Source organism: Marinobacter sp. DY40_1A1, assembly GCF_016597815.1.
Classification (GTDB): Bacteria; Pseudomonadota; Gammaproteobacteria; order Pseudomonadales; family Oleiphilaceae; genus Marinobacter; species Marinobacter xiaoshiensis.
Map to the genome: position 1 here is coordinate 1246116 of NZ_VCHA01000001.1, position 22030 is coordinate 1268145.

The 22030-nt window shown below is 52.6% G+C and carries 22 protein-coding genes; 14 read left to right on the forward strand and 8 right to left on the reverse strand.

Annotated elements, in window-relative coordinates; translation table 11 throughout:
- Positions 1-2: 2 nt before the first annotated feature.
- The 4 genes from FFI61_RS05715 to FFI61_RS05730 are packed head-to-tail and all read right to left on the reverse strand — an operon-like array spanning position 3 to position 3470.
- Complete coding sequence (locus tag FFI61_RS05715; RefSeq protein ID WP_200369547.1) at positions 3-1268, reverse strand: NAD(P)/FAD-dependent oxidoreductase; 1266 nt, start codon at positions 1266-1268, stop codon at positions 3-5.
- Complete coding sequence (locus FFI61_RS05720) at positions 1265-2065, reverse strand: SDR family NAD(P)-dependent oxidoreductase (RefSeq protein ID WP_200369548.1); 801 nt, start codon at positions 2063-2065, stop codon at positions 1265-1267. The genes FFI61_RS05715 and FFI61_RS05720 overlap by 4 nt, the downstream gene beginning before the upstream one ends.
- Positions 2062-2517 (reverse strand): nuclear transport factor 2 family protein, encoded by a 456-nt coding sequence (locus FFI61_RS05725; RefSeq protein WP_227714612.1) that lies wholly within the window; start codon positions 2515-2517, stop codon positions 2062-2064. Before FFI61_RS05725 ends, FFI61_RS05720 begins: the two co-directional genes overlap by 4 nt.
- Positions 2514-3470 carry an acyl-CoA desaturase gene (locus FFI61_RS05730; protein WP_200369549.1) on the reverse strand — a complete coding sequence of 319 codons (957 nt, stop codon included), beginning with the start codon at positions 3468-3470 and terminating at the stop codon, positions 2514-2516. The genes FFI61_RS05725 and FFI61_RS05730 overlap by 4 nt, the downstream gene beginning before the upstream one ends.
- A gap of 118 nt (positions 3471-3588) precedes the next feature.
- Between FFI61_RS05730 and FFI61_RS05735 the strand changes: the two genes are divergently transcribed.
- Positions 3589-4632 (forward strand): NAD(P)/FAD-dependent oxidoreductase, encoded by a 1044-nt coding sequence (locus FFI61_RS05735; RefSeq protein WP_200369550.1) that lies wholly within the window; start codon positions 3589-3591, stop codon positions 4630-4632.
- Here the strand turns inward: FFI61_RS05735 and FFI61_RS05740 are convergent.
- A complete protein-coding gene (locus FFI61_RS05740; protein WP_200369551.1) occupies positions 4622-6106 on the reverse strand; it encodes an HD domain-containing protein in 1485 nt (494 codons plus the stop codon). The two genes, FFI61_RS05735 and FFI61_RS05740, sit on opposite strands and share 11 nt — an antisense overlap.
- A 113-nt stretch (positions 6107-6219) precedes the next feature.
- Here FFI61_RS05740 and FFI61_RS05745 point away from each other — a divergent pair, with 113 nt between their 5' ends.
- The 9 genes from FFI61_RS05745 to FFI61_RS05785 all read left to right on the forward strand — a co-directional run bounded on the left by FFI61_RS05745 (position 6220) and on the right by FFI61_RS05785 (position 14809).
- Positions 6220-7440, forward strand: coding sequence for a PP2C family protein-serine/threonine phosphatase (locus FFI61_RS05745; RefSeq protein WP_200200717.1), 1221 nt, complete (start codon positions 6220-6222; stop codon positions 7438-7440).
- 16 nt (positions 7441-7456) lie between these two features.
- Entirely contained in the window at positions 7457-7948 is a 492-nt protein-coding gene (locus tag FFI61_RS05750) for an STAS domain-containing protein (protein WP_200200716.1), read from the forward strand.
- 66 nt (positions 7949-8014) lie between these two features.
- Positions 8015-9082, forward strand: coding sequence for an NAD(P)H-dependent glycerol-3-phosphate dehydrogenase (locus FFI61_RS05755; protein WP_200369552.1), 1068 nt, complete (start codon positions 8015-8017; stop codon positions 9080-9082).
- A 41-nt stretch (positions 9083-9123) separates the two neighbouring features.
- Complete coding sequence (gene sixA / locus FFI61_RS05760) at positions 9124-9573, forward strand: phosphohistidine phosphatase SixA (RefSeq protein ID WP_200369553.1); 450 nt, start codon at positions 9124-9126, stop codon at positions 9571-9573.
- A gap of 43 nt (positions 9574-9616) precedes the next feature.
- Positions 9617-10513: a radical SAM protein gene (locus FFI61_RS05765; RefSeq protein ID WP_200369554.1), complete on the forward strand. Its 897-nt coding sequence runs from the start codon at positions 9617-9619 to the stop codon at positions 10511-10513.
- 24 nt (positions 10514-10537) lie between these two features.
- Complete coding sequence (locus FFI61_RS05770; protein ID WP_200369555.1) at positions 10538-11104, forward strand: DUF1285 domain-containing protein; 567 nt, start codon at positions 10538-10540, stop codon at positions 11102-11104.
- A gap of 200 nt (positions 11105-11304) precedes the next feature.
- Positions 11305-11766, forward strand: a complete 462-nt coding sequence (locus FFI61_RS05775; protein WP_200369556.1) for an FKBP-type peptidyl-prolyl cis-trans isomerase — start codon at positions 11305-11307, stop codon at positions 11764-11766.
- A gap of 255 nt (positions 11767-12021) precedes the next feature.
- The gene (locus FFI61_RS05780) at positions 12022-13695 is read left to right on the forward strand and encodes an arylsulfatase (RefSeq protein WP_200369557.1); all 1674 of its coding nucleotides are present in this window, start codon (positions 12022-12024) and stop codon (positions 13693-13695) included.
- Positions 13696-13795: 100 nt separating this feature from the next.
- Positions 13796-14809, forward strand: coding sequence for an HAD family hydrolase (locus tag FFI61_RS05785; protein ID WP_200369558.1), 1014 nt, complete (start codon positions 13796-13798; stop codon positions 14807-14809).
- Between the two features lie 92 nt (positions 14810-14901).
- On the opposite strand, the gene FFI61_RS05790 is transcribed toward FFI61_RS05785, so the two are convergent.
- Entirely contained in the window at positions 14902-16554 is a 1653-nt protein-coding gene (locus tag FFI61_RS05790; protein WP_200369559.1) for an electron transfer flavoprotein-ubiquinone oxidoreductase, read from the reverse strand.
- Positions 16555-17087: 533 nt separating this feature from the next.
- Between FFI61_RS05790 and FFI61_RS05795 the strand changes: the two genes are divergently transcribed.
- The 3 genes from FFI61_RS05795 (at position 17088) to FFI61_RS05805 (ending at position 19729) form a co-directional block, all read left to right on the forward strand.
- The gene (locus FFI61_RS05795) at positions 17088-17837 is read left to right on the forward strand and encodes an electron transfer flavoprotein subunit beta/FixA family protein (protein ID WP_200369560.1); all 750 of its coding nucleotides are present in this window, start codon (positions 17088-17090) and stop codon (positions 17835-17837) included.
- Positions 17838-18779 carry an electron transfer flavoprotein subunit alpha/FixB family protein gene (locus tag FFI61_RS05800; RefSeq protein ID WP_200200708.1) on the forward strand — a complete coding sequence of 314 codons (942 nt, stop codon included), beginning with the start codon at positions 17838-17840 and terminating at the stop codon, positions 18777-18779.
- Between the two features lie 107 nt (positions 18780-18886).
- Positions 18887-19729: a putative RNA methyltransferase gene (locus FFI61_RS05805; RefSeq protein ID WP_200369561.1), complete on the forward strand. Its 843-nt coding sequence runs from the start codon at positions 18887-18889 to the stop codon at positions 19727-19729.
- Positions 19730-19742: 13 nt separating this feature from the next.
- Here the strand turns inward: FFI61_RS05805 and FFI61_RS05810 are convergent, their stop codons facing one another.
- A complete protein-coding gene (locus tag FFI61_RS05810; protein WP_200200706.1) occupies positions 19743-20219 on the reverse strand; it encodes a hypothetical protein in 477 nt (158 codons plus the stop codon).
- Positions 20220-20231: 12 nt separating this feature from the next.
- Positions 20232-20573, reverse strand: a complete 342-nt coding sequence (locus FFI61_RS05815; protein ID WP_200200705.1) for a hypothetical protein — start codon at positions 20571-20573, stop codon at positions 20232-20234.
- Between the two features lie 210 nt (positions 20574-20783).
- On the opposite strand from FFI61_RS05815, the gene FFI61_RS05820 reads away from it, so the two are divergent.
- On the forward strand, positions 20784-22025 hold the full coding sequence (locus tag FFI61_RS05820) for a saccharopine dehydrogenase family protein (protein WP_200369562.1): 1242 nt from the start codon (positions 20784-20786) through the stop codon (positions 22023-22025).
- Positions 22026-22030: the final 5 nt, after the last annotated feature.

The following is a 22030-nucleotide window of genomic DNA, read 5'->3' on the forward strand; positions in this document are numbered from 1 at the left end:
GTTCAGAGCTCCACTCCAAAATCACCCGTTACCCGCAGGGCGCTGCGCACGCCATCCTCATGGAAACCGTTGAACCAGTATGCGCCGCAATAATGGGTGCGGTTTTTATTGCCAATGTCTGCATACCGCTCCTGGGCTTGAACGGCTTCAAGGGTAAACACAGGGTGAGCATAGTTGAACCGCTTGATGACCTTATCCGGTGCGATGTCACGACTGCGGTTCAGGGTGACGCAGAAAACCTCCGGGGCCTGATGAAAATTCTGCAGAATGTTCATGTTGTAGGTGACCGAAACCGGCTCGGTGCTGTGCTTTGGAATGTGGTAATTCCACGCGGCCCAGGCTCTTTTGTTGCTTGGGAGCACGCTGCTGTCAGTGTGCAGAACCACATCATTCTTTTGATAAGGAATGGCACCCAGAATGTCACGTTCCTGGTCGCTGGGGTCGGTCAGCATCTTGAGTGCCTGGTCGCTATGGCAGGCAAATATGACCTGATCGAACTCGTGGGCCTGCCCTTGTGCCGTTACCGTAACGCCGCTCTCATTTCTGCTTACAGCTTGTACCGGTGTATTCAGGCGAATGCAGTCACCAAGTCGATCCATCATTGCTTTCACATATTGGGCAGAACCACCGGAAATAACCCGCCAGGTGGGACGGTCGTCAACCGATAGCATGCCGTGGTTATTGAAGAACTGGAGGAAAAAGCGGATCGGGAACTGCTCCAACACAATTTCCGGCGCCGACCAGATAGCTGCACCCATGGGCACAATGTAGTAGTTCCGGAAGTATCGGGAGTAACCGTTGCGGTTCAGGTAGGCGCCCAGAGTTTCAGTGCTTTCGATATTTCCAGCCGCCATGTCGGCGCGGGTTTCTTTATTAAACCGGAGAATCTCCCGAACCATATTCAGGAATCGCAGATTGAACAGGTTTTTACGTTGGGCAAATAGCGTATTCAGGCTGGTACCATTGTACTGCAGGCCCGTGGTAGTACTGTCTACGCTGAAGCTCATATCACTGACTTCGGAAGGTACTCCCAAGCGCTCCATCAGGCGCATGAAATTCGGGTAGGTCCAGTCATTGAACACAATAAAACCGGTATTAACCGGCCAGGTTCGCCCGTCTGCTTCCACATATTCAGTGTTGGTGTGGCCACCCGCGTAATCGCTGGCTTCAAAGATTTCTACATCGTGTTTTTCTGCCAGAAGCCAAGCAGCCGTGAGGCCAGATACACCGGCACCGATAACGGCAATTCGCTGACGTTCGTTGTTCATTGATTGGTTTCCTGTTCGCTGGAGCTTTTGCGGGCCATGGAAGCGGCCATGCGGTCAATCAGTGACTGGGGCAGGGCTCCCAGACATTTCAAAATCCATGTAAAGCGCTTGGGGAAAGCGATTTCGCTATGGCCCTTGGCAAGGCCGCTCACAATCCGTTCTGCGGCCTCTTCGGCAGTGACGAGAAAGGGCATAGGAAAATCGTTGCGGTCGGTCAGGGGCGTTTTTACAAACCCCGGAGATACCAGCACCACATCAATTCCTTCTGCGGCAAGATCCGCTCGCAGGCTCTGGGTGAAGTACGCCAAGGCAGCCTTGGATGCGCCATAGCCTTCTGCCCGGGTGAATGGAAACCACCAGGCAGAAGAACCTACAATAACCAGGGTGGCTGGCAAGTCTTTGGCGCGAGCACGGCGCAGTGCAGGCAAGGCAATGTCAATACAGCGCGCAGTGCCGATCACATTGGTTTCAACATTCCGGGTAATAACATCGCTGTTGTAATCGGCGACATCGAGGTATTCACAAGTACCGGCATTGAGTATGGCCATATTAAGATCGCCAAAGGATTCCAGATTTGGCGCTATGGCTTGCAAGTCCTCTTTGCTGGTTGTGTCTGCCACTGCCGGAACAATCCTTTCTGCTGCAAGACCTTGAAGCTGCTCCAGGGGTTCAACACGGCGTCCGGTAACGATTAATCTGTGCCCACCGCGTATGAGGGCCCGGGTTACAGACTCGCCAATCCCGGAACTGGCGCCGGTGATCCAGATATTGGATACGGTTTTAAGGCGATCGCTCATCCTGCGTAACCCTTCACCCAGCGAACAACCCTGCCAATCACCGGGAGGTTTTCATACAGCAACTGGCCCGCATCGAAATAATCCCGGTGATAACAGATTTTGCCGCACTTCACGGCCACATGGCTGATGCCAGCAACCTGTATTTCACGCCCGCCACGAATGCGCTTGTGGCGTAAAAGCATTACCCAGGGAATAGTGGCAGAGCTGTCCTGAACCACGGCATCTTCAAAAACAAATTGGCAGGAGATTACGTTGGAATAGGCCCCGGCGAAGTAATGGGTTAACGCATCAAGGCCTTCGACAGCGCCAAGCGGGTCCTGAAACTGTATGTCCTCACTGTACACAGCAGGCAACTTGTGCAGGTTACCTTTGTCCAGTTGGTTGAACAAAACCCTGAACGCTTCCAGTGTCGCGGGCATGGCCGGGTTGGGACAGCCAACTTCGATTTTCATTTCTGCACCTTTCTGATTTGGTCACGCTGGCGGGTTTCTTCCCGAATATGTTTGGGTATCGGGTTCAAATCCCAAATGATGCCCAGTTTCGATAAAGCCCAAAGCCCATACCAGGTCACATCGATTTCGTACCAGCGGAATCCTTGGCGGACAGATTGAGGCCAGCGATGGTGGTTGTTGTGCCAGCCTTCACCGAGGGTAAGCAGCGCCAGCCAGAAGTTGTTGCGGCTGTCGTCCGATGTTTCAAAGCGGCGCTTACCCCACACATGGGAGAGGGAGTTGATGGAAACCGTTGCGTGGAACAGCGCCACTGTGGAAATGAAGAATCCCCAAACCAGCAGCTGCAGACCATTAGTGCCAAGCTCCGGTGCCCAGGCAGCTAGCGCTTCACCTAGCCCGTAAATCGAAAGTGCAGACGCAGCTGGCACCAGCGCATCAAAACGGTTGAGAAGTTTGAGTTCAGGGAATTTCAGCCAGTCGCGTATGCGCTTTTCATCGGTAATAAAGCCTGCATCACAGGTAAACCACCCCATATGGGCCCACCAGAAACCGCCGTGATGAGGGGAGTGCAGGTCTTGTTCCCGGTCAGAATGCTGGTGGTGGTGCCGGTGATGCGCTGCCCACCAAAGGGGCCCCCGTTGAGCTGCACTGGCACCGAGCACCCCAAAAATGAATTGTGCTGCGCGACTGGTTTTAAAGGTCTTGTGTGCAAAGTACCGATGATAGAATCCCGTAATGGCGAACATTCTTAGCCAGAAAAACACAAGGGCAAAACCGGCTGCAAACCCGCTAACGCCGGTGTAGAAGGCCAGTAAACAGGCCAGGTGCAAAGCCAGAAATGGTATAACGCGCACAACGTTGAAGGCGCGGGAGTTAGCATCTATGTGATCCGATCCGGCGTCGGAATCGAACCATCTTTGAATATTGATGAAGAAATTTTGCACTCGGGTCATACCCTGATTGCCCTTTTGCTCTGAATGGAACCTGTACAGCGAGGTGTTCGGAAATCCCGGGCCCTGTCGCTTGCTCGTTTGTACGCTCTGACCACTGTAATTGGATGCACCATAAACCATGTTTAATCAGACGATTTCTGAAAATGATATACGCCGTATCGCGATAGTTGGTTCAGGCCTTGCCGGTTTAACTGCCGCCATCAAACTGAAAAAGAAGGGCCACGACGTAACAGTGTTTGAAAAAAGCCGAGGCCCCGGCGGCAGGCTCGCAGCCAAACGGGTTGCCGGTGGTTCCGCAGATGTTGGTGCCCAATACTTCACTGCCCGCAATCCCGACTTTTTGCCATTTCTGACAGAGTATGCCGGGAAGAATAGCTTTGGCACGTGGAAGGGTCATCTGGCGTTTCAGAACAAGCAAGGCCAGTGGCAGGGGTTTCCTGAGGAACCCCGCTATGTTGGTACGCCGAGAATGACTGCTATTTCCCGTGCGCTGGCGGCCCATGTAAATGTGGTGGCAGAAACCCGGATCGAACAACTTGTTCGCAACAGGGATGGTTGGTTACTCTCGGATACCGGTGGAGAGCAGGTGGGCCAATTCGATCAGGTGATTATCACCGCGCCGCCGGCCCAGGCCAGAGATTTGCTGGCGCAAAGTAATTTGCCTGAATTGGCTGCACAGCTTGATGATGCAGTAAGCCGGGTTTTACCCTGCTGGGCTGTGGCCGTCAGGTTTGAGGAAAACCCATGGCCGCGCCACCTTGGCATGCGGTGTGATCATCCCGCTCTTTACTGGGTGGCCAATAACTCCAGTAAACCTGGGCGTGAAAGTGCAAATTCCGAGGACAAAGGCGTGTGGTGGGTGTTGCATGCAAACGCTGACTGGACGGAACAGAATGTCGATGCAACGCCGGAGCAGGTAACAGCAGATTTAACCGCAGCCTTCCGGGAACTGACCGGATCGGATGCAAAAGCGACCGACTCAGTCGCTCACCGCTGGCTGTATGCTCGCTCAGAAGGTGGCGCCAACCCGGGCCACCTTTGGTTTGAAGAGCAGGGTATCGGCCTTGCGGGCGATTGGCTCTGCGGCGGCAGGGTTGAAGGCGCTTTCGACAGCGCCTCTGGTTTGGTATCTGCCTGCTCGGCAAAGCCAGTTAGCCGGTGATCCCTTTTGCGGCATCTACGGTGGAATCCGGGCGGGTATAAAAGTGGGTGATGGTTCCGTCGCTGAACTTGCTGAAAAAAGCACTGACATCGGTAATCTTTTTCAGCGAGCGGGTACGGTTCACCGGGTCCCGCACCAGTACCTTTATGCCGTTGAAGTTATCCTGAATGTTGGAAAAACGAGCCCGCATTGAGCAAGTCACCACGTGGGCAGGATTCAATTCCATAGCTTCGGCCAGCCAGGCGCTGTGGCTGGCAATGCCACTGGCTGACAGATCTTCCCGGGTATCCAGGTGGTTCAGCTTTACCCGGTTGACGATGCAGAAGGAAAAACTGTCGGGGCGCTGGCGGGCAACCTTCCGGAAAGCTTCCCAAAAGAAGTTGTCAGTGAGTTCTGCAAAGTACCGCATGTTGCTAAGGCAGGTATCAACCCACTCAAAGCTCTCTGCATCCTCCAGAACTTCGTTGATGGCCTCACGTAACAGCCAGTCAAATCCCAGCGCTGTTTTGTGGGCGTATACCTTGCGGTACATCTGGTAGCGGCTGTATACAAAGTCCTCCAGCGCCCCCAAACCTTTCTGGGTAATAGCCAGTCCAAGCCAGGGTTCTGATTCGTCCCACCCAATACGCAGGTTGCTGAGCAGGTGATCGAGGTTAAACCCACCGATGGTTACCGACGAGTGGAACCCGTCGCGGAGCATGTAATCCGCGCGATCGGCATCAATTTCCCCGGATACAATGGATGAGAGCAGGCCAAGCACCAGCTGCGGAATATTCTCGCTGATCAGGGACCCGGCTTCTGCATCTTCTCCTGCAATAAACCCCCAGAAGGTTCTGGCATGGCGGCAGAAGGTCTCGCTGGGCGTTACCTCGGTGGTTTCCATAATGCCGATAACATCTTCGGCATGGAGCCCGGCGCCTTCCATATCCACCGCTGCGAGCACATCGTGCGCTACCCGCACGGAATAGTGCTCGTGTTCCAGTTCCTCTGGCTCGGTGCTGTGGTAGGCAGAGTAATCGACGCCTTCCCACAAGTCGGCAAAGCGACCAGGCCGGCTCATCAGATCACGAATCCGCTGTGCCTTGGTGAACTGATGGGAAAAGCTTGAGTGCCCACTGTCATGAAGCAGGCAGCCCATTCGAATGGTCTTGGCCAGGTAATCAATGGCGTCGAGTTGGCTCAAGCTGAGGTCGGTCTGGTTGCTAAGCTGTCGCTCACGCAGGTAGGCGTCGATCATTGAGCGGAACATGCGCGTGCCAACGTGCATAACGCCAATGCTGTGCAGAAACCGGGAGTGTGTTGCGCCGGGGAATACCAGACTGAGAATGTCGTTTTGGCAGATGTTGCGCAGGCGCTGGAAAAGAGGGTGGTCAATCACCTGCACCTCATGACGGTATAACGGAATTGCACCGTGAACCGGATCCATTATCAGCTTGTCATAAGCGCCTAACAGGTCATTTACTGCACTTCTCATTCGCAGGAATCTCCGGGTTTCGTGAAACTGGCCTTGTTATATCACAGGGGCGTGCCAAAATAGGTTTTGAAAAGCCGATTTTCGTTTATCGCTGGTAGTTTAGGGCAGCAGCCATGACCTCGCGCACCGGGCGCCTACTCATTCGAATACTGATCATTGATGCAGACGAGAAGACTCGTGCCGAACTTGCGCGCTACCTTGAAACCAGGGGCTTTTACGTGTCGGGATATCATGATCTGGCCACAGCAAGTGCGGTCATTGAAGATAGCATGCCCGATGTTATCTTTGCAGACCTCATGCCCCCTCAAATCGAGAGCCTGGCAGATCAGCTGGACGAAGCTGAATCACCAACGCCCATCGTTGCATTCTCAGCCACTGAATCGAGTAAACAGGTCGTCGACGCGCTTCGTGCCGGCGCATCGGATTTTGTCCTCAAGCCGTTTGCTAAAGATAAAAAGTCCCTGAGCGATGTGATTCGCAAGTTGCTCGACCGTGTAAGGTTGAGTCGGCTTAATCAGTTGTATCGTCAGGAGCTGGAAGACGCCAACCGCGACCTGAGGGATGGCATTGCCGAATTGCGAGCCGATCAAAGGGCAGGGCGCAAGGTTCAAATGCGCATGTTGCCGGAGAAAGAGCAGTTTACCGGCGGCCTGTACGTCGACCATCTGATCAAACCCTCTCTTTATCTTAGTGGCGATTTTCTCGACTACTTCCCCCTCAGTGAAGACAAGACACTGGTCTATATTGCCGATGTGTCCGGCCATGGTGCCAGCTCCGCATTCGTGACCGTGCTGCTGAAAAACCTGAGTAACCGTTTGCAGCGCAACCTTCGTCGTGGCTCTACTGACGACATTCTTTACCCTGACCGCTTTCTGCAGCGAATTAACTCTGAACTGCTCGATACCGGCCTGGGAAAACACGTTACGATGTTTGTTGGTATCATATCCCTTAGCGAGCGTAAGTTAAGATATTCAGTGGGAGCCCATTTCCCGATGCCGGTGCTCTCATTTGAAGGCGGGGAAACGGCATTTCTGGAAGGTAGCGGCCTTCCAATAGGGCTCTTTGAAAACCCTGAGTGGGAAGTGTATGACGTTGCTCTGGACAAACCTTTCCACCTGATTCTGTTTTCAGATGGGATTCTTGAAGTCATCCAGCAAAAGAGTCTGGATGAAAAGGAGCAGAGACTACTTGAACTCGTATCTGGAGGTCGTCACACTGTCGCATCTCTAAACGAGGCTCTCAAGCTCGATGAGATCACGGAGTTGCCGGACGATATCGGTATAGTGACGGTTACTGATACGGTTAAAGTGTCAGACAACACATCGTTGAAATAGTGGCAGTGTGAGAGACATGGCTGGTTACAAGATCCTGCAGGCTGAAAAACAGGGCATTTATGTCCTTAAGTTTATTGGAGAAATCCGGCTGAACCTTTGTTGCACGCTGGATAACCTGGTTGATTCCATTACTCTGGATCCGCACTTCAAAACCGTGGTGATTGATCTCACGGAAACTGAAATTATTGACAGCACCACCCTCGGCCTCCTCGCCAAAATTGCGATGGCCGCCCAAAAGCAAAGCCAATTCTTACCTACGCTTATTACAACCAACCCGGATATTACCCGTATTATCACCTCCATGGGCTTTGATAAGATCTTTATTATCGTCCGTGAGCCTGCCTCCCGCATCGAAGAACTCGAAGAAATACCTGTATTGAGAGCGAGCGAGCAGGACGTGCGTGACAGGGTATTGGCCGCTCATAAAGTTCTTATGGGGCTGAACAGCCAAAATCGGGAAGAGTTCAAGAATCTTGTTCGCGCTCTGGAGTGCGAAGAACCCAGCTGAGCCGCTGTGTTTGCCTCATCAGGGCCCCAACGGATTCGAACCTGATTCAAAACAGACGGACTAACTATGCCTGAACAAAACGAGCCTCTAAAACATGGGGTTGAAGAGCCGGTGCACGATGTAGCGGTTCTCGGAGGAGGCAGCTTTGGCTCTGCCCTGGCAAAAGTACTCGGTGAAAATGGTCACCGGGTGCACTTCTGGATGCGTGATGAGGCCCAGGCTGAAGAAATCCGCACAACCGGCATCAACAGCCGTTACATGCCAGATGTTGTAATTGAAGGCGATATACTGCCGACCACGGACTTGGGCAGCGCTGTAAACAAGGCGGAAATCGTATTTGTCGCCATCCCCAGCAAGGCATTCCGTGCCGTAATCAAAGAAAACAGCGGCAACTTTCCCCAAGGGCAGATTGTTGTAAGCCTGACCAAGGGCATAGAAGCCAATGGCTTCAAGCTCATGAGCGAAATTCTCCAGGAAGAGATCCCTCAGTGTCGTATTGGGGTTCTAAGCGGCCCGAACCTGGCGAACGAAATTGCAAACCGGGAGCTTACCGCCACGGTGATTGCAGCCAAAGATCCCCAGGTAAGAAGCAAGGTTCAGGATCTTCTGGGGTGTGAGTACTTCCGTGTGTATGCCAACGTGGATATCTATGGCGTGGAACTAGCGGGCGCGCTCAAGAATATCTACGCCATTGTTTCTGGTTTGGCCTCCGCCTTGAATATGGGTGAAAACGCCAAGGCCATGCTGATTACCCGCGGGCTTGCGGAAATGAGCCGCTTTGCTGTCAGCCTTGGAGCAAACCCGATGACCTTTATGGGGCTTGCGGGCGTAGGTGATCTGATTGCTACCTGCACTTCTTCAAAAAGCAGAAATTTCCGGGTTGGCCATGCTGTAGGCCAGGGTAAGAAGCTGGATGATGCAGTGGCTGAGCTAGGTCAGGTAGCGGAAGGCATTTACACCCTGGAGCTGGTGAAAGAAAAGGCTGAAGAGCTAGGGATCTACATGCCCTTGGTTCGCGGGCTTTTTGAGATTTTGTACGGAGACGCTCCCATCAGTGCCGTGATCAACAAACTGATGATGTCTGTGCAGAACTCCGACGTGGAGTTCATACTGCCGAGAACAGTCGCAGAATAAAAAGTAAAGGGTAATGCGGGAGCCACTATTGGAGGTTAACTGTGCATCTGCTCATTATGCGTCATGGCGAGGCTGGCTGGCATTCGCTTGATCAGGAACGAACACTCACCGAAATGGGCCGCAAGCAGGTTGCGCAGTGCGCCAGGCAGATCGCCGCATCGCCTTGGCGCCCTGAAGTTATCTGGAGCAGCCCCTACATACGTGCACGGCAAACAGCGGCCATTGTGTCAGAAATCCTGAACTGCCCCGTGGAAGAGAAAGACTTCATTACGCCGGATGACGACCCCGGCGTTTGCCTGAACGCCCTGCTTGAAAGCAAACACTCGCCATTAATGCTGGTATCGCATATGCCTCTGGTAGGGGCCTTATCCACATTGCTGGTTGATGGGCACCGTCGGGGCATTCCCTTTATGACGTCGCAAGCAGTGGTTCTTGATATGCCCGTTGTAGGCCCTGGCTGCGCAGACTTGAAAACCCAGTTTTTGCCCTGAATGAATTATGATCAGGGTCACTTCTATTGTTTGAGTACAGATTATGTACAGCTTTCCTATTGATTATGTTGAACCCGTTTTCCGGCCACCCAGCGAAGCAAAATCGCTGATACTGCCGGTAACCAATGGGTGTTCGTGGAATAAGTGCACCTTCTGCGAAATGTACACCCAGCCACAGAAAAAATTTCGCGCCCGCAAGCCGGAGGATGTCCGCAAGGATATTGAAAATGCTGCCAAAAGCCTTGGCGGCGTAAAGCGAGTATTTCTGGCAGATGGTGACGCCATGGTGCTGCCCACCCGGCGATTGCTGGAGATACTGGGGGAGTTGAATGCGGCGTTCCCGGAATTGCAGCGAGTGTCCAGCTACTGCCTACCCAGAAACCTCGCCAAGAAGACTGTGGAAGAACTCAAACAGCTGCGGGAAGCCGGGCTAAAGATTCTCTACGTTGGAATGGAATCCGGGGACGACGAGGTCTTGCAGCGCATCAATAAAGGGGAAACCTGGGAATCAACGCGCTCTGCCTTGGTGAAAATTCGTGAAGCGGGGCTAACCAGTTCTGTAATGGTGCTGAATGGTTTAGGTGGCGAAACCCTTTCCCGCCAACATGCCATCAATACGGCAACCCTGTGCAACGAAACCCAGCCCGATTACCTCTCTACTCTGGTGGTCAGCTTTCCCCAGGGAGAAGAACGTTTCCGTGAAGGGTTTGGTGCGGATTTTGTACCGCTTTCCCAGCAAGGGCTGTTTGAGGAGATTAAAACCTTTCTTGAACACCTTGAACTCGATAAAACCATATTCAGAAGCGACCACGCCTCAAATTATCTGGTCCTTAAAGGAACCCTGGGGCGGGACAAGCAGAAATTGTTGGATCAGGTTAACCTTGCCATCACAAGCCCGGGCGCAGTGCCGCTCAGGGCCGAGTGGCAGCGTGGGTTGTAAATTACCGATTAACGGAGCTGAGATATGAGCCAGAGCCCGGACAATCTTGTTGAACAGGTGCAAAAAGCTGGAAAGAATCTCAGCCATCCACCGTTGGAAAAGTGGCACCCGGAACTTTCCGGAGACATGGATTTGCGGATTAGCCGTGATGGCCTATGGATTCACAAGGGCGACCCAATCGGCCGGGAAGCTATCGTGAAATTGTTTTCAACCATACTCCGCCGTGAGGAAGACGGGCACTACTACCTGGTAACGCCTGTAGAGAAGTGGCGGATTCAGGTTGAGGATACGCCTTTGCTTGCTCACTCTCTTACCGTTGAGGGAAGCGGCGAGCAACAGATCATTAAGTTAACCACCAACGTGGGCGAAACTATTGAAGTTGGCGTGGACCATCCCCTCGAAGTCGGCAGCTATGAGGCGTCGGATCAACCCCGGCCCATAGTGCGCATACGCCATGGTGTCGACGCCCGCCTTGTAACCGCGGCTTACTACGATTTGGCAGAGTATGTTGTGGAACAAACCATCGACGGAAAGCCGGTATTGGGCGTATTCAGCCACGGAAATTTCTACAAAATCGGGCAGGGCGGTTGAAAAGCCTGGGGGCGCCCCCAGAAATGACGGTGGAAAACGCACTCTGTCACTTGTTAAACTGTGTTTTCATTCTTGTTACGAGCCTGGCTCTCAAACGAGGCCCGGTGGTCGTTAGTCCCTCTGTTCAGTCTGGCTGTTCATGATTACTTTCGATTGCCCTTAATCAATCAAACAGTCATTGCGACACTCAAGGAGATCACATGGCCCAACCTCGCGTTGTTACCATCCACTACACGCTCACCAACAACCAGGGAGAAGAGCTGGACTCCTCCCGTGGCGAAGGTCGCGAGCCTCTGTCTTATCTGGAAGGTGCACAAAACATCATCGGTGGGCTGGAAAGCGCACTGAACGAGAAGAACGCAGGCGACCAGGTTAAAGTTTCTGTTGAGCCTGCTGAAGGCTACGGCGAAATCAACGAAGAGCTGGTTCAGCCAGTTCCACGTACCGCGTTTGAAGGTGTAGACACCATCGAGCCAGGTATGCAGTTCCAGGCACAGACCCCGGGTGGCCCCCAGGTCGTACGTGTTGTAGAAGTCACCGAAGAGACCGTCACCATCGACGCGAACCACCCGCTGGCTGGCGAGACTCTGCACTTTGATGTTGAAGTCATCGAAGCGCGTGACGCCACTGAAGAAGAGCAGGAACACGGCCACGCTCACTAAGAGTGTAAGCACTGTTTCTGAAGAGAAGGCTCCTACGGGGGCCTTTTTTTGTTTCTGAAAAAGCGCGCCCGTCAAAAATACGAATTAGTACATGTTGCCATTTAGTAATTTAAAAATAATCGCCTAAACTCAGAAAAGGTATAGGAGCACCGTCGCCTCATTGGAGTAGTACGCATTGAGATTACTTTAGCGTCTGTACGCTTTCAAATACAAAGATGCATATATAATATTTCTAATGACAAGGAAGACGGAGCCATGAGCTACCTCAAAACAAAGTTAAAACTCCCCAGGTTACTGGCGCTCGCAGCCAGCCTTGCAGTCGTATCTGCTCCCGCTTTGGCGCAAGATAAGAGTTCAAACGGCACAAACGCCAGCAAGCCAAACATTCTGCTGATCGTATCAGACGATACTGGCTGGGGTGATCTTGGCCCGTATCTAGGCGGTGAGGCGCGTGGAATGCCGTCGCCGAGCATTGATAAGCTGGCCAAAGAAGGCATGTTTTTCACCAATTTTTATGGCCAGCCCAGCTGTACGCCAGGCCGTGCTGCAATGCAGACGGGTCGCATTCCAAACCGTTCAGGCATGACTACCGTGGCCTTCCAGGGGCAGGGCGGCGGTCTTCCGGCGGCGGAATGGACATTGGCCTCTGTATTGAAAAAGGCAGGGTACAAGACTTACTTCACCGGCAAGTGGCACTTGGGAGAGTCTGACTACGCTCTGCCCACTGCACATGGCTATGACACGATGAAGCATGCCTTCCTTTATCACCTCAACGCCTACACCTATACCGACGCGGAATGGTTCCCGCAAATGCCCGAAGACCTCCGGGAAGTTTTTGCAAAAGCGACGTCAGGATCATTGAGCGGCGACGCAGGTAAAAAGCCTAAGGAAGACTTCAAGGTAAACGGTCAGTATGTTGATACGCCTGAATTGGTAGGTATTCCCTACCTGGATGGTTATGTCGAAAAAGCTGCTTACGAGTTTCTCGAAGATGCAGCCCAGGATAAGAGCACCCCGTTCTTCATTAACGTGAACTTCATGAAGAACCACCAGCCCAACATGCCGCATCCTGATTTCATCCATAAGTCGGTCGCAAAATCGAAGTACGCTGATTCTGTGGTTGAGCTGGATACTCGTATCGGAAACGTGCTCGACCGGCTTGAAGAGCTTGGTCTTGCCGACAACACGCTCGTGTTCTACACGGTCGACAACGGCGCATGGCAGGATGTTTATCCTGATGCCGGCTATACCCCGTTCCGTGGCACCAAGGGAACCGTGCGCGAAGGCGGCAACCGCGTTCCAGCACTGGCCCGCTGGCCTGACCATATCAAAGCTGATTCACGAAGCGATGCAATCTCCGGCGGTCTTGACCTGATGGCGACCTTTGCGTCTGTCGCCGGGGTGGATCTTCCCAAAAAAGACCGGGAAGGTAAGCCGACTATCTTCGACAGCTTCGACATGACTCCGATTATGACGGGGGAGGGTGAATACAAGCGCAAAGAGTGGTTTTTCTTCACCGAAAATGAGCTAACTCCGGGCGCTGCGCGCGTGGGCAACTACAAGTATGTTTTCAATCTGCGTGGCGATAACGGCCAAGCTACCGGTGGTCTGGCAGTCGACACCAACCTTGGTTGGAAAGGTGTGGAAGCCTATGTCGCTACTGTACCGCAGGTTTTCGATCTGTTAGCAGATCCGCAGGAGCGTTATGATATTTTCATGACCACCTTTACGGAAAGCACTTGGGCGTTGGTTACTGCGAACCAGGCGATTACCGACAAGATGAAGACATATGTTGAGTATCCGCCACGCAAGCTGCAAAGCGATGGCTACTCAGGACCAATTACTCTCACTCAGTATCAGCGGTTCAAGTATGTCCGCGATGCGCTTGAGAAGGATGGGTTCAAGTTGGGTCTGCCCACTGGCAACTAAATTCGGCATATAGCTTGGCCGGGCTCGGTAACGGGTCCGGTTTTATATTGTTGGGCTGACCAAAATTGGCCTGAGGAACAGTACAGACCTGGAGATATCCATGGGAACCAAGACACTCCTGATTGCTGCAGTCGCGTTTACATTTGCCCTCCCCATTTCTGCGTTGGCGAAGGACCATCCTCTCCCATCGTGGAAAAACAGCGACTCAAGGGCGGCGATCATCACGTTCGTTGAGACCGTTACAGATACGTCGAGCGAGAACTATGTTCCGCCGGCGGACAGAATTGCCACGTTTGATAATGATGGAACGCTCTGGACTGAACATCCGGTATACACCCAGTTGGCATACGTGCTGGATCGAGTAAAGACACTGGCGCCCAAGAACCCGGAGTGGAAGAGCAAGCAACCATTCAAAGCTGTGCTGGAAGGCGATATGAAGGCGGTCGGTGCAGCAGGCGAAAAAGGGCTTGTTGAGCTGATGATGGCCACTCACGCCGGAATGAGCACCGTTGAATTCGAATTGATTATTTCGGACTGGTTCCAGACTGCCCGGCATCCCCGGTTTAAACGACCTTACACCGAGCTTACTTACAAGCCTATGGTGGAACTCCTTGAGTATCTGCGTGAGAACGAGTTCATCACCTACATTGTTTCCGGCGGCGGGGTGGAGTTCATGCGGCCGATGACGATGGATACCTATGGTATCCCGCCTCAGCAGGTGATTGGCTCGTCGATCAAGACTGAATACAAAGTTGTGAATGGCGCGCCGACACTAATACGCCTACCGGAAATCAACTTCAATAACGATAAAGGTGGCAAGCCTGTCGCTATTAACCAGTTTATTGGCAAGCGCCCGATTGCCTCATTCGGTAATTCCGGTGGTGATCAGCAGATGCTTGAGTGGACAGGTGCGGGTGATGGAGCTCGGCTGATGATGCTGGTGTTCCACGACGATGCAGAGCGGGAATACGCCTATGGCCCCGCGAATGGCCAGGCAGATACGCATTTCGGTAGATTTCCGCAGTCGTTGGTGGAACAAGCTGATAAGCAGGGATGGCATATTATCAGCATGAAAAATGACTGGGCTACGATATTTACCCCAGTAGCTGACTAGCGCCGACAAGACAAAAAAAGGAGGAGCAGTCTTATCTGCTCCTCCTTTTTTAAAGCACCAAATTAATTGATGCTTTGCGTTACCAAACCAACTTACATGTTAGGATAGTTTGGACCACCGCCGCCTTCTGGCGTTACCCAGGTAATGTTCTGAGCAGGATCCTTGATATCACAGGTCTTGCAGTGAACACAGTTCTGAGAGTTGATCTGGAAGCGCTTACCACTGCCATCATCCTTTTCAACCACCTCGTAAACCCCTGCAGGGCAGTAGCGCTGAGCAGGCTCGTCGTACTTGGGCAGGTTTACGTTGATGGGGATATCAGGATCGGTCAACTTCAAGTGAACCGGCTGGTTTTCCGCATGGTTGGTGTTGGAAATAAACACCGACGTAAGGCGGTCAAAGGTCAGCTTGTTATCCGGCTTGGGATAGGTGATCTTTTTGCACTCAGCTGCAGGCTTCATTGCAGCGTAGTCAGGCGTCAAATCACGCAGCGTGAAAGGCAGGCTTCTGCGCAGAATGTTCTGCTCAAAGAATGCAATTGCGCCACCAATAAAGTTACCGAACTTGTGCATAGCCGGGCCGAAGTTGCGCTCATCGTACAACTCTTTATACAGCCAGCTCTTTTCAAAGCGGTCCGCAAAACTGGTAATTTCCTCACCAGTTTGGCCATTCTTGAGTGCTTCAAATACTGCTTCAGCGCCTAAAAGACCTGACTTCATAGCAGTATGAGATCCTTTGATCTTGGAGCTGTTCAATGTGCCCGCATCGCAACCCAATATCAGACCACCAGGGAAGCTCATCTTGGGTAGAGCGTTGTATCCACCCTTGCTCAGGGCACGGGCGCCATAAGAAACCCGTTTGCCGCCTTCCAGATACTTTCGGAATTCAGGGTGCAGCTTGAGTCGCTGGAATTCTTCAAACGGGCTCATGTGCGGGTTGCTGTAGGAAAGGTCAGCAATCAACCCAACATATACCTGGCCGTTCTCAAGGTGATAAAGGAAAGAGCCACCGGTAGAGCCGGTTTCTGTCAGGGGCCAGCCGGTTGTGTGTACAACAAGGCCTGGCTCATGCTTGGCTGGGTCGATGTCCCACAGCTCTTTAATGCCGATACCGTAGTGCTGAGGGTCTTTGCCTTCGTCGAGCTTGAAATCTTTAATCAGACGCTTGCCGAGATGTCCACGACAGCCTTCGGTAAACAGTGTGTATTTGGCGCGAAGCTCCATGCCGGGCATGTAGCCTTCTTTTTCCGAGCCATCGGCTGCAACACCCATGTCACCGGTAATGATACCTTTAACCTGGCCATCTTCTACAATCGTCTCAGCTGCAGCAAACCCCGGGTAAACTTCTACGCCCAGTGCTTCTGCCTGCTCGCCAAGCCAGCGGCACAGGTTACCAAGGCTGATAATGTAGTTGCCGTGGTTGTGCATGTTCTTCGGTACAAATGCGTTTGGTATCTTGGTTCCCTTATCCTGGTTTTTCAGCAGGAAAATATCGTCACGGGTAACCGGAGTATTCAGTGGGGCGCCTTTTTCTTTCCAGTCGGGAAAGAGTTCGTTGAGGGCGGTGGGCTCAAATACGGTACCGGCCAGAATGTGCGCGCCGATCTCAGAACCTTTTTCTACTACGCATACCGTCAGTTCTTCGCCGGACTCTTGTGCCAGCTGCATCACTCGGCAAGCTGCCGACAAGCCAGCAGGGCCGCCGCCGACGATAAGAACATCAAATTCCATCGATTCGCGTTCCACGTTGGTCTCCTCAAACATCTTTAATGGATATTGTATGCCCGTAGGCTTTTTTAAAATTCTGGGGCGCCATCATACCGGTAAATGTTTGCCCAGACGACTACCCACAGGCGAATACTCAGCCTTTATACGCTTAAAGGATAACGTATTTAAGGATTCAAACAAACGTTTGTTTGAATTTTAGGCAAAGGTTTGGCATTGTAGATTTGTGCTGTAATTCAGTGCTCTGAGCCGCCTGGAGCGTGTGATGCTGCCATTGGCAGCAGGCGCCGTACCGGTTAATTGGCCCAGAAAACATGCGTGGCGCGTCTAACTGGACTATTGACCCATTTAATCTTTGCCTTCAGTATTAGTCCGCCGTGACGGATGGCCCCAGTGCGAGGCCGCTGTTTGTAACGTTCGGTTTGTATACCAGTTTATCGGTATCTTGCCGAGACGCAGCAATCGAGAATGCTCTGTCACCCGCCCATACAGGGCCTGTCTTAGAGTATTTTTGGTTGAGAGTCATTAACCCATCGTAGAAGAACGAGGAATCTATGAAGGTTCTGGTCGCTGTAAAACGAGTAATCGACTACAACGTAAAGGTACGCGTCAAGCCGGATAACACTGGTGTTGATCTCGCCAACGTCAAAATGGCAATGAACCCATTCTGCGAAATCGCTGTTGAAGAAGCGGTTCGTCTGAAGGAAAAGGGCATTGCAAACGAAATCGTCGTGGTTTCCATTGGTCCCAAAGCTTGCCAGGAGCAGATTCGTACTGCTTTGGCGCTGGGTGCTGACCGTGGTATCCACATTGAAGCCGATGAGGACGTTCAGTCCCTCGACGCAGCCAAATTGCTAAAGGCCGTGGTTGAGAAGGAAGAGCCAAAACTGGTTATTCTCGGCAAACAGTCCATCGATACTGATAACAACCAGACCGGCCAGATGCTGGCTGCGCTGACTGGCATGGGCCAGGGCACCTTCGCGTCTGAAGTGGTTGTTGATGGCGACAAAGTAAATGTTACCCGTGAGGTAGACGGTGGTCTGATGACCCTTTCCCTGAACCTCCCTGCGGTGGTAACCACCGACCTGCGTTTGAACGAGCCACGTTATGCGTCTCTGCCAAACATCATGAAAGCCAAGAAGAAGCCACTCGATGTGACGAGCCCGGCGGATCTGGGTGTTGAGATTGCTGCGCGCCTGACCACGTTGAAAGTGGAAGCACCGGCTGCCCGTTCAGCAGGTATTAAAGTGGCAGACGTAGCCGAGCTGGTCGATAAACTGAAGAACGAAGCGAAGGTGATCTAAATGAGCATCCTTGTAATTGCTGAACACGACAACAGCAGCCTGAAGCAGGCGACTCTGAGCGTTGTAGCGGCTGCCAAGGCCATCGGTGGCGACATTGATGTCTTGGTTGCCGGCGAAAACTGTGGCGCGGTTGCAGAAGCTGCCGCCAAGGCGGAAGGCGTTGCAAAGGTACTGGTTGCCGACAACGCAGCATACGGTCACTTCCTGGGTGAGAATCTGGGCGAGCTGGTTGCAGAAGTGGGTAAGGGCTACAGCCACATCCTGACTTCTGCCGGCACCACAGGCAAAGACTTCATGCCGCGCGTTGCAGCGCTGCTGGACGTTGCCCAGGTATCTGACATCATTCGCGTTGAATCCGCAGACACCTTCGTTCGTCCGATTTACGCCGGCAACGCCATCGCAACGGTCAAGACCAGCGATAGCATCAAGGTAATCACCGTGCGCCCGACAGGCTTTGATCCTGTAGCCGCTGAAGGTGGTTCTGCATCCGTTGAGCAGCTGGACGTTGTAAAAGACGCAGGCCTGTCTTCGTTTGTAGGCGAAGAGAAAGCCAAATCTGATCGTCCTGATCTGGCCAGTGCCGGTATTGTTATCTCCGGTGGTCGTGGCATGCAGAACGGCGACAACTTCAAAATGCTGGAGCAGGTGGCTGATCTGCTGGGCGCTGGTATGGGTGCATCCCGTGCTGCGGTTGACGCCGGTTTTGTACCGAACGACATGCAGGTAGGTCAGACCGGTAAGATTGTTGCGCCACAGCTGTACATCGCGGTGGGTATCTCCGGTGCTATCCAGCACTTGGCCGGTATGTCGGATTCCAAGGTGATCGTTGCGATCAACAAGGATGAAGAAGCACCTATCTTCCAGGTTGCCGATTACGGCCTGGTAGCGGATCTGTTTGAAGCAGTACCGCAACTTGAGGAAGAGCTGAAGAAGGTTCTGTAACCTTCTGCCAGCAAACGAAAAAGGCACCTTCGGGTGTCTTTTTTGTTGCAGAGCCATAAGTTGTAATCTTACCCTCGTAATCAGCCTTCCACTCCGGATGTCTATTAATGACCATCACCCCATTTGAAGCACTTGCTTGCCCAATCGACGGTTCTGTCCTGCAGCTAAAGGGTAGAAGTTGGCAGTGTGATGCTGGCCATAGTTTTGATATTGCGCGCCAGGGATACGTTCATTTGTTGCCCGTTCAGAACAAACGCTCCAAAGATCCTGGTGATAACAAGGAGATGGTTGCGGCACGCAAGAGATTTCTGGCGGCGGGATTTTATGAGCCTATTGCTGAAGCAGTTTTTCAGGCAGTGTTCCATGAAACTCACTGTGAGGCGGCTATGGCTTGTATGGATGCCGGGTGTGGGGAAGGGTACTACATGCGATATCTGGCAGAGAAAATGCCAGACGCAGCACGCCTTGCGATGCTGGGACTGGATATCTCAAAGTGGGCCATATTATCCGCAGCCAAGCAGGATAAAACGCCTGCATGGGTAGTTGGGAGTAACGCAAACTTGCCGGTACTGCCCGAAACACTCGATTGCATACTATGTTTGTTCGGCTTTCCGGTTTACAGGGAATTTGCCCGAGTGCTCAGACCTGGCGGGGAGATAGTACAGGTAGACGCAGGCCCGGATCACCTAATAGAGCTGCGAAACATTATCTATCCAGAGCTGAAAGAGCCTCGCCAGCCTCCAAGTGATGCGCCTGAAGGTTTCACAGCTGTGGATACGTCGGCCGTTCGTTTCAGCCTTACTCTTCCGGATAAGCAGTCTGTTTCTGACTTGCTGGCGATGACGCCACATTTGTATCGGGCTGGAGCGGAAGGTCTTGCGCGTGTGGCAGAGCTTGAGTCACTTACCGTTACTGTAGAGGCCACCGTAAAGCGCTTCAAAAAGAACTGATCTGCCTTGCGACCTATTCGTCGTTCTTTTTCTGCTCGGGGGTGCCCCTTCTCAATATCACTCGCCGCTCTGCTTTAGTGATAAACAGAGAGTCAGCAAGAATATGAATGGCTTTATTCGTGGTGCGCACCGCATGATAAACCTGCTTGCTGGTGTGATCGTGGGTTTTGCGGGCTTTAAGGGCGCTTTCGCGGGCCTCGTCGTCTTTTGAAAGGCGCTCAACCAGGCTAAAAGTGGTGTTTGCGATGACTCTGTGCACCTTCTCAACAGCGCTCGCGCCACTGGATACCGTGTCTTCCAGAAGTTTTGCCCGGTTACGCACCTCATAGAGATCGAGGCGGCGTTTTTGAACAGCACTGTTGGTCTTTATGCGGTAGGAATTAAGCTTGCGTATGAGAGCTCTGGAGCCCCTGGCTTGCACGAAGCCATAGCCAAGAGCGCCAGATGCTACAACTAATAAAAGCAATGCCAAGGATAGCTGGACGGTCACTGTGCGAAACTCCTAGCGATACTCAATCTTCAGCTCCACGTCGATTTCACGCTCAACCATCTCTTGCTCCAGCTCTTTCATAACGCCCTGGTACACCATTTTTCGTACCATCACCGGGAGTTTATCCGCCAGAACCCGTGCAGAACGGGATTCACGCTTCGCCACAGTAATCGGGTTGAGCACTTTAAGCGTAAGGATCAAGTCTGGCTCTTTCCCAAGATCAGCTTCCGGGTCTGCTCGCATTGTTTCGGTGATCAGGTGTGACAGAATCTTGCGCTGCTCAATGAATTGCCAGCAAAGAAAACCACTGAATATGGCAAGAAGCAAACAAAGTATCAGGAGGAATATGGCCAATTGGAATCTCCAAAGGTGCATCTATTCGATATTCACCAGTGTGCCTTATACACCAAGCTGTGCGATTGGCCGTGACGACGTCACTAAAGCGCTCCCAGTGAAGTTAGAACGGCACCTCAAAGCTGCTAAGATCCTTCTATTGAATTCGCTGTAAATAGTCAGAAAAACTCACACAATTCCGGCAAAAAGATCTCATAAAAAGGACAGGCAATGACCAAATCAGCAGAAACCACCTACGACCTGGTTGTGTTCGGTGCGACCAGTTTCGTCGGCCAGATACTTACGCAATACCTGTATGACACCTACGGCGTTGCTGGCGAGGTTAAGTGGGCCATTGCCGGGCGTTCAGAATCCAAGCTAAGCACGCTAAAGTCGGGTTTGGGAGCTGACGCAAGCGAACTTCCGGTGATTCTCGCAGATTCCACCGACGACGCTGCCTTGAAAGCTATGTGCGAACAAACCCGCGTGATCATCTCCACGGTAGGGCCTTACGCGCTGTACGGTGAGCCTCTGGTGAAAGCCTGTGTTGAGACAGGCACCGACTATTGCGATTTAACCGGTGAAGTTCAGTGGATTCGCCAGATGGTTGACCGCTATGAAGATCAGGCCAAGGCTTCCGGTGCACGAATTGTGCATTGCTGCGGGTTTGATTCCATTCCGTCGGATATGGGCGTCTGGTTCCTGCAACAACAGGCAGAAAAGACGTTTGGCGAGCCATGCCAAGACGTGCGCATGCGTGTGAAAGTAGCCAAAGGCGGGGTTTCCGGCGGTACGGTTGCTTCTATTATCAACGTAGCCAAAGAAGCTGCATCCGACTCGCAGCTGCGTAAGGAAATAGCCAATCCTTTCTCTATCAGCCCACCGGAGCATCGCTCAAAGGTGCGTCAGCCGGCTCTGAAAGGCGCGGAATTCGATAAAACATTCAATGTGTGGCTGGCACCATTTGTTATGGGTGCGATCAATACCCGTATTGTGCACCGCTCCAATGCCCTGCAAGACGCCCGCTATGGCAAAGAGTTCACCTACGATGAGGCCATAATGACGGGCACTGGCACCAAGGGCCGTTTGGCTGCTTATGGTGTTACTGCGGCCCTGATGGGTTTCTTGACGGCGTCTGCTCTTAAACCAACACGTTGGTTGGTCGAGAAGTTCGTGCCTCAGCCTGGCGAAGGCCCGAGCCCCGAAGCTCAAAAGGCAGGATTCTATGATTTGCGATTTGTAGGGCGCACCCCGGATGGCAAAACCATGATCACCAAGGTGACTGGCGATGCAGACCCGGGCTACGGTTCTACCGGTAAAATGCTGGGCGAAGCCGGCATGTGCCTGGCATTCGATGTTCCTGCAGATAAGCAGGGTGGCTTCTGGACGCCCGCATCGATACTCAGCGACAACCTGCTGGGCCGTTTGACCAGCAAAGCAGGGCTTACGTTTGAGGTAGTTGAAACCCGGTAAACGCA

Bases quoted from the DNA above. Each gene is read 5' to 3' on its own strand.
- FFI61_RS05715 (WP_200369547.1), bottom strand. From the start codon at position 1,268: ATGAACAACGAACGTCAGCGAATTGCCGTTATCGGTGCCGGTGTATCT.
- FFI61_RS05720 (WP_200369548.1), bottom strand. From the start codon at position 2,065: ATGAGCGATCGCCTTAAAACCGTATCCAATATCTGGATCACCGGCGCC.
- FFI61_RS05725 (WP_227714612.1), bottom strand. From the start codon at position 2,517: ATGAAAATCGAAGTTGGCTGTCCCAACCCGGCCATGCCCGCGACACTG.
- FFI61_RS05730 (WP_200369549.1), bottom strand. From the start codon at position 3,470: ATGACCCGAGTGCAAAATTTCTTCATCAATATTCAAAGATGGTTCGAT.
- FFI61_RS05735 (WP_200369550.1), top strand. From the start codon at position 3,589: ATGTTTAATCAGACGATTTCTGAAAATGATATACGCCGTATCGCGATA.
- FFI61_RS05740 (WP_200369551.1), bottom strand. From the start codon at position 6,106: ATGAGAAGTGCAGTAAATGACCTGTTAGGCGCTTATGACAAGCTGATA.
- FFI61_RS05745 (WP_200200717.1), top strand. From the start codon at position 6,220: ATGACCTCGCGCACCGGGCGCCTACTCATTCGAATACTGATCATTGAT.
- FFI61_RS05750 (WP_200200716.1), top strand. From the start codon at position 7,457: ATGGCTGGTTACAAGATCCTGCAGGCTGAAAAACAGGGCATTTATGTC.
- FFI61_RS05755 (WP_200369552.1), top strand. From the start codon at position 8,015: ATGCCTGAACAAAACGAGCCTCTAAAACATGGGGTTGAAGAGCCGGTG.
- FFI61_RS05765 (WP_200369554.1), top strand. From the start codon at position 9,617: ATGTACAGCTTTCCTATTGATTATGTTGAACCCGTTTTCCGGCCACCC.
- FFI61_RS05770 (WP_200369555.1), top strand. From the start codon at position 10,538: ATGAGCCAGAGCCCGGACAATCTTGTTGAACAGGTGCAAAAAGCTGGA.
- FFI61_RS05775 (WP_200369556.1), top strand. From the start codon at position 11,305: ATGGCCCAACCTCGCGTTGTTACCATCCACTACACGCTCACCAACAAC.
- FFI61_RS05780 (WP_200369557.1), top strand. From the start codon at position 12,022: ATGAGCTACCTCAAAACAAAGTTAAAACTCCCCAGGTTACTGGCGCTC.
- FFI61_RS05785 (WP_200369558.1), top strand. From the start codon at position 13,796: ATGGGAACCAAGACACTCCTGATTGCTGCAGTCGCGTTTACATTTGCC.
- FFI61_RS05795 (WP_200369560.1), top strand. From the start codon at position 17,088: ATGAAGGTTCTGGTCGCTGTAAAACGAGTAATCGACTACAACGTAAAG.
- FFI61_RS05800 (WP_200200708.1), top strand. From the start codon at position 17,838: ATGAGCATCCTTGTAATTGCTGAACACGACAACAGCAGCCTGAAGCAG.
- FFI61_RS05805 (WP_200369561.1), top strand. From the start codon at position 18,887: ATGACCATCACCCCATTTGAAGCACTTGCTTGCCCAATCGACGGTTCT.
- FFI61_RS05820 (WP_200369562.1), top strand. From the start codon at position 20,784: ATGACCAAATCAGCAGAAACCACCTACGACCTGGTTGTGTTCGGTGCG.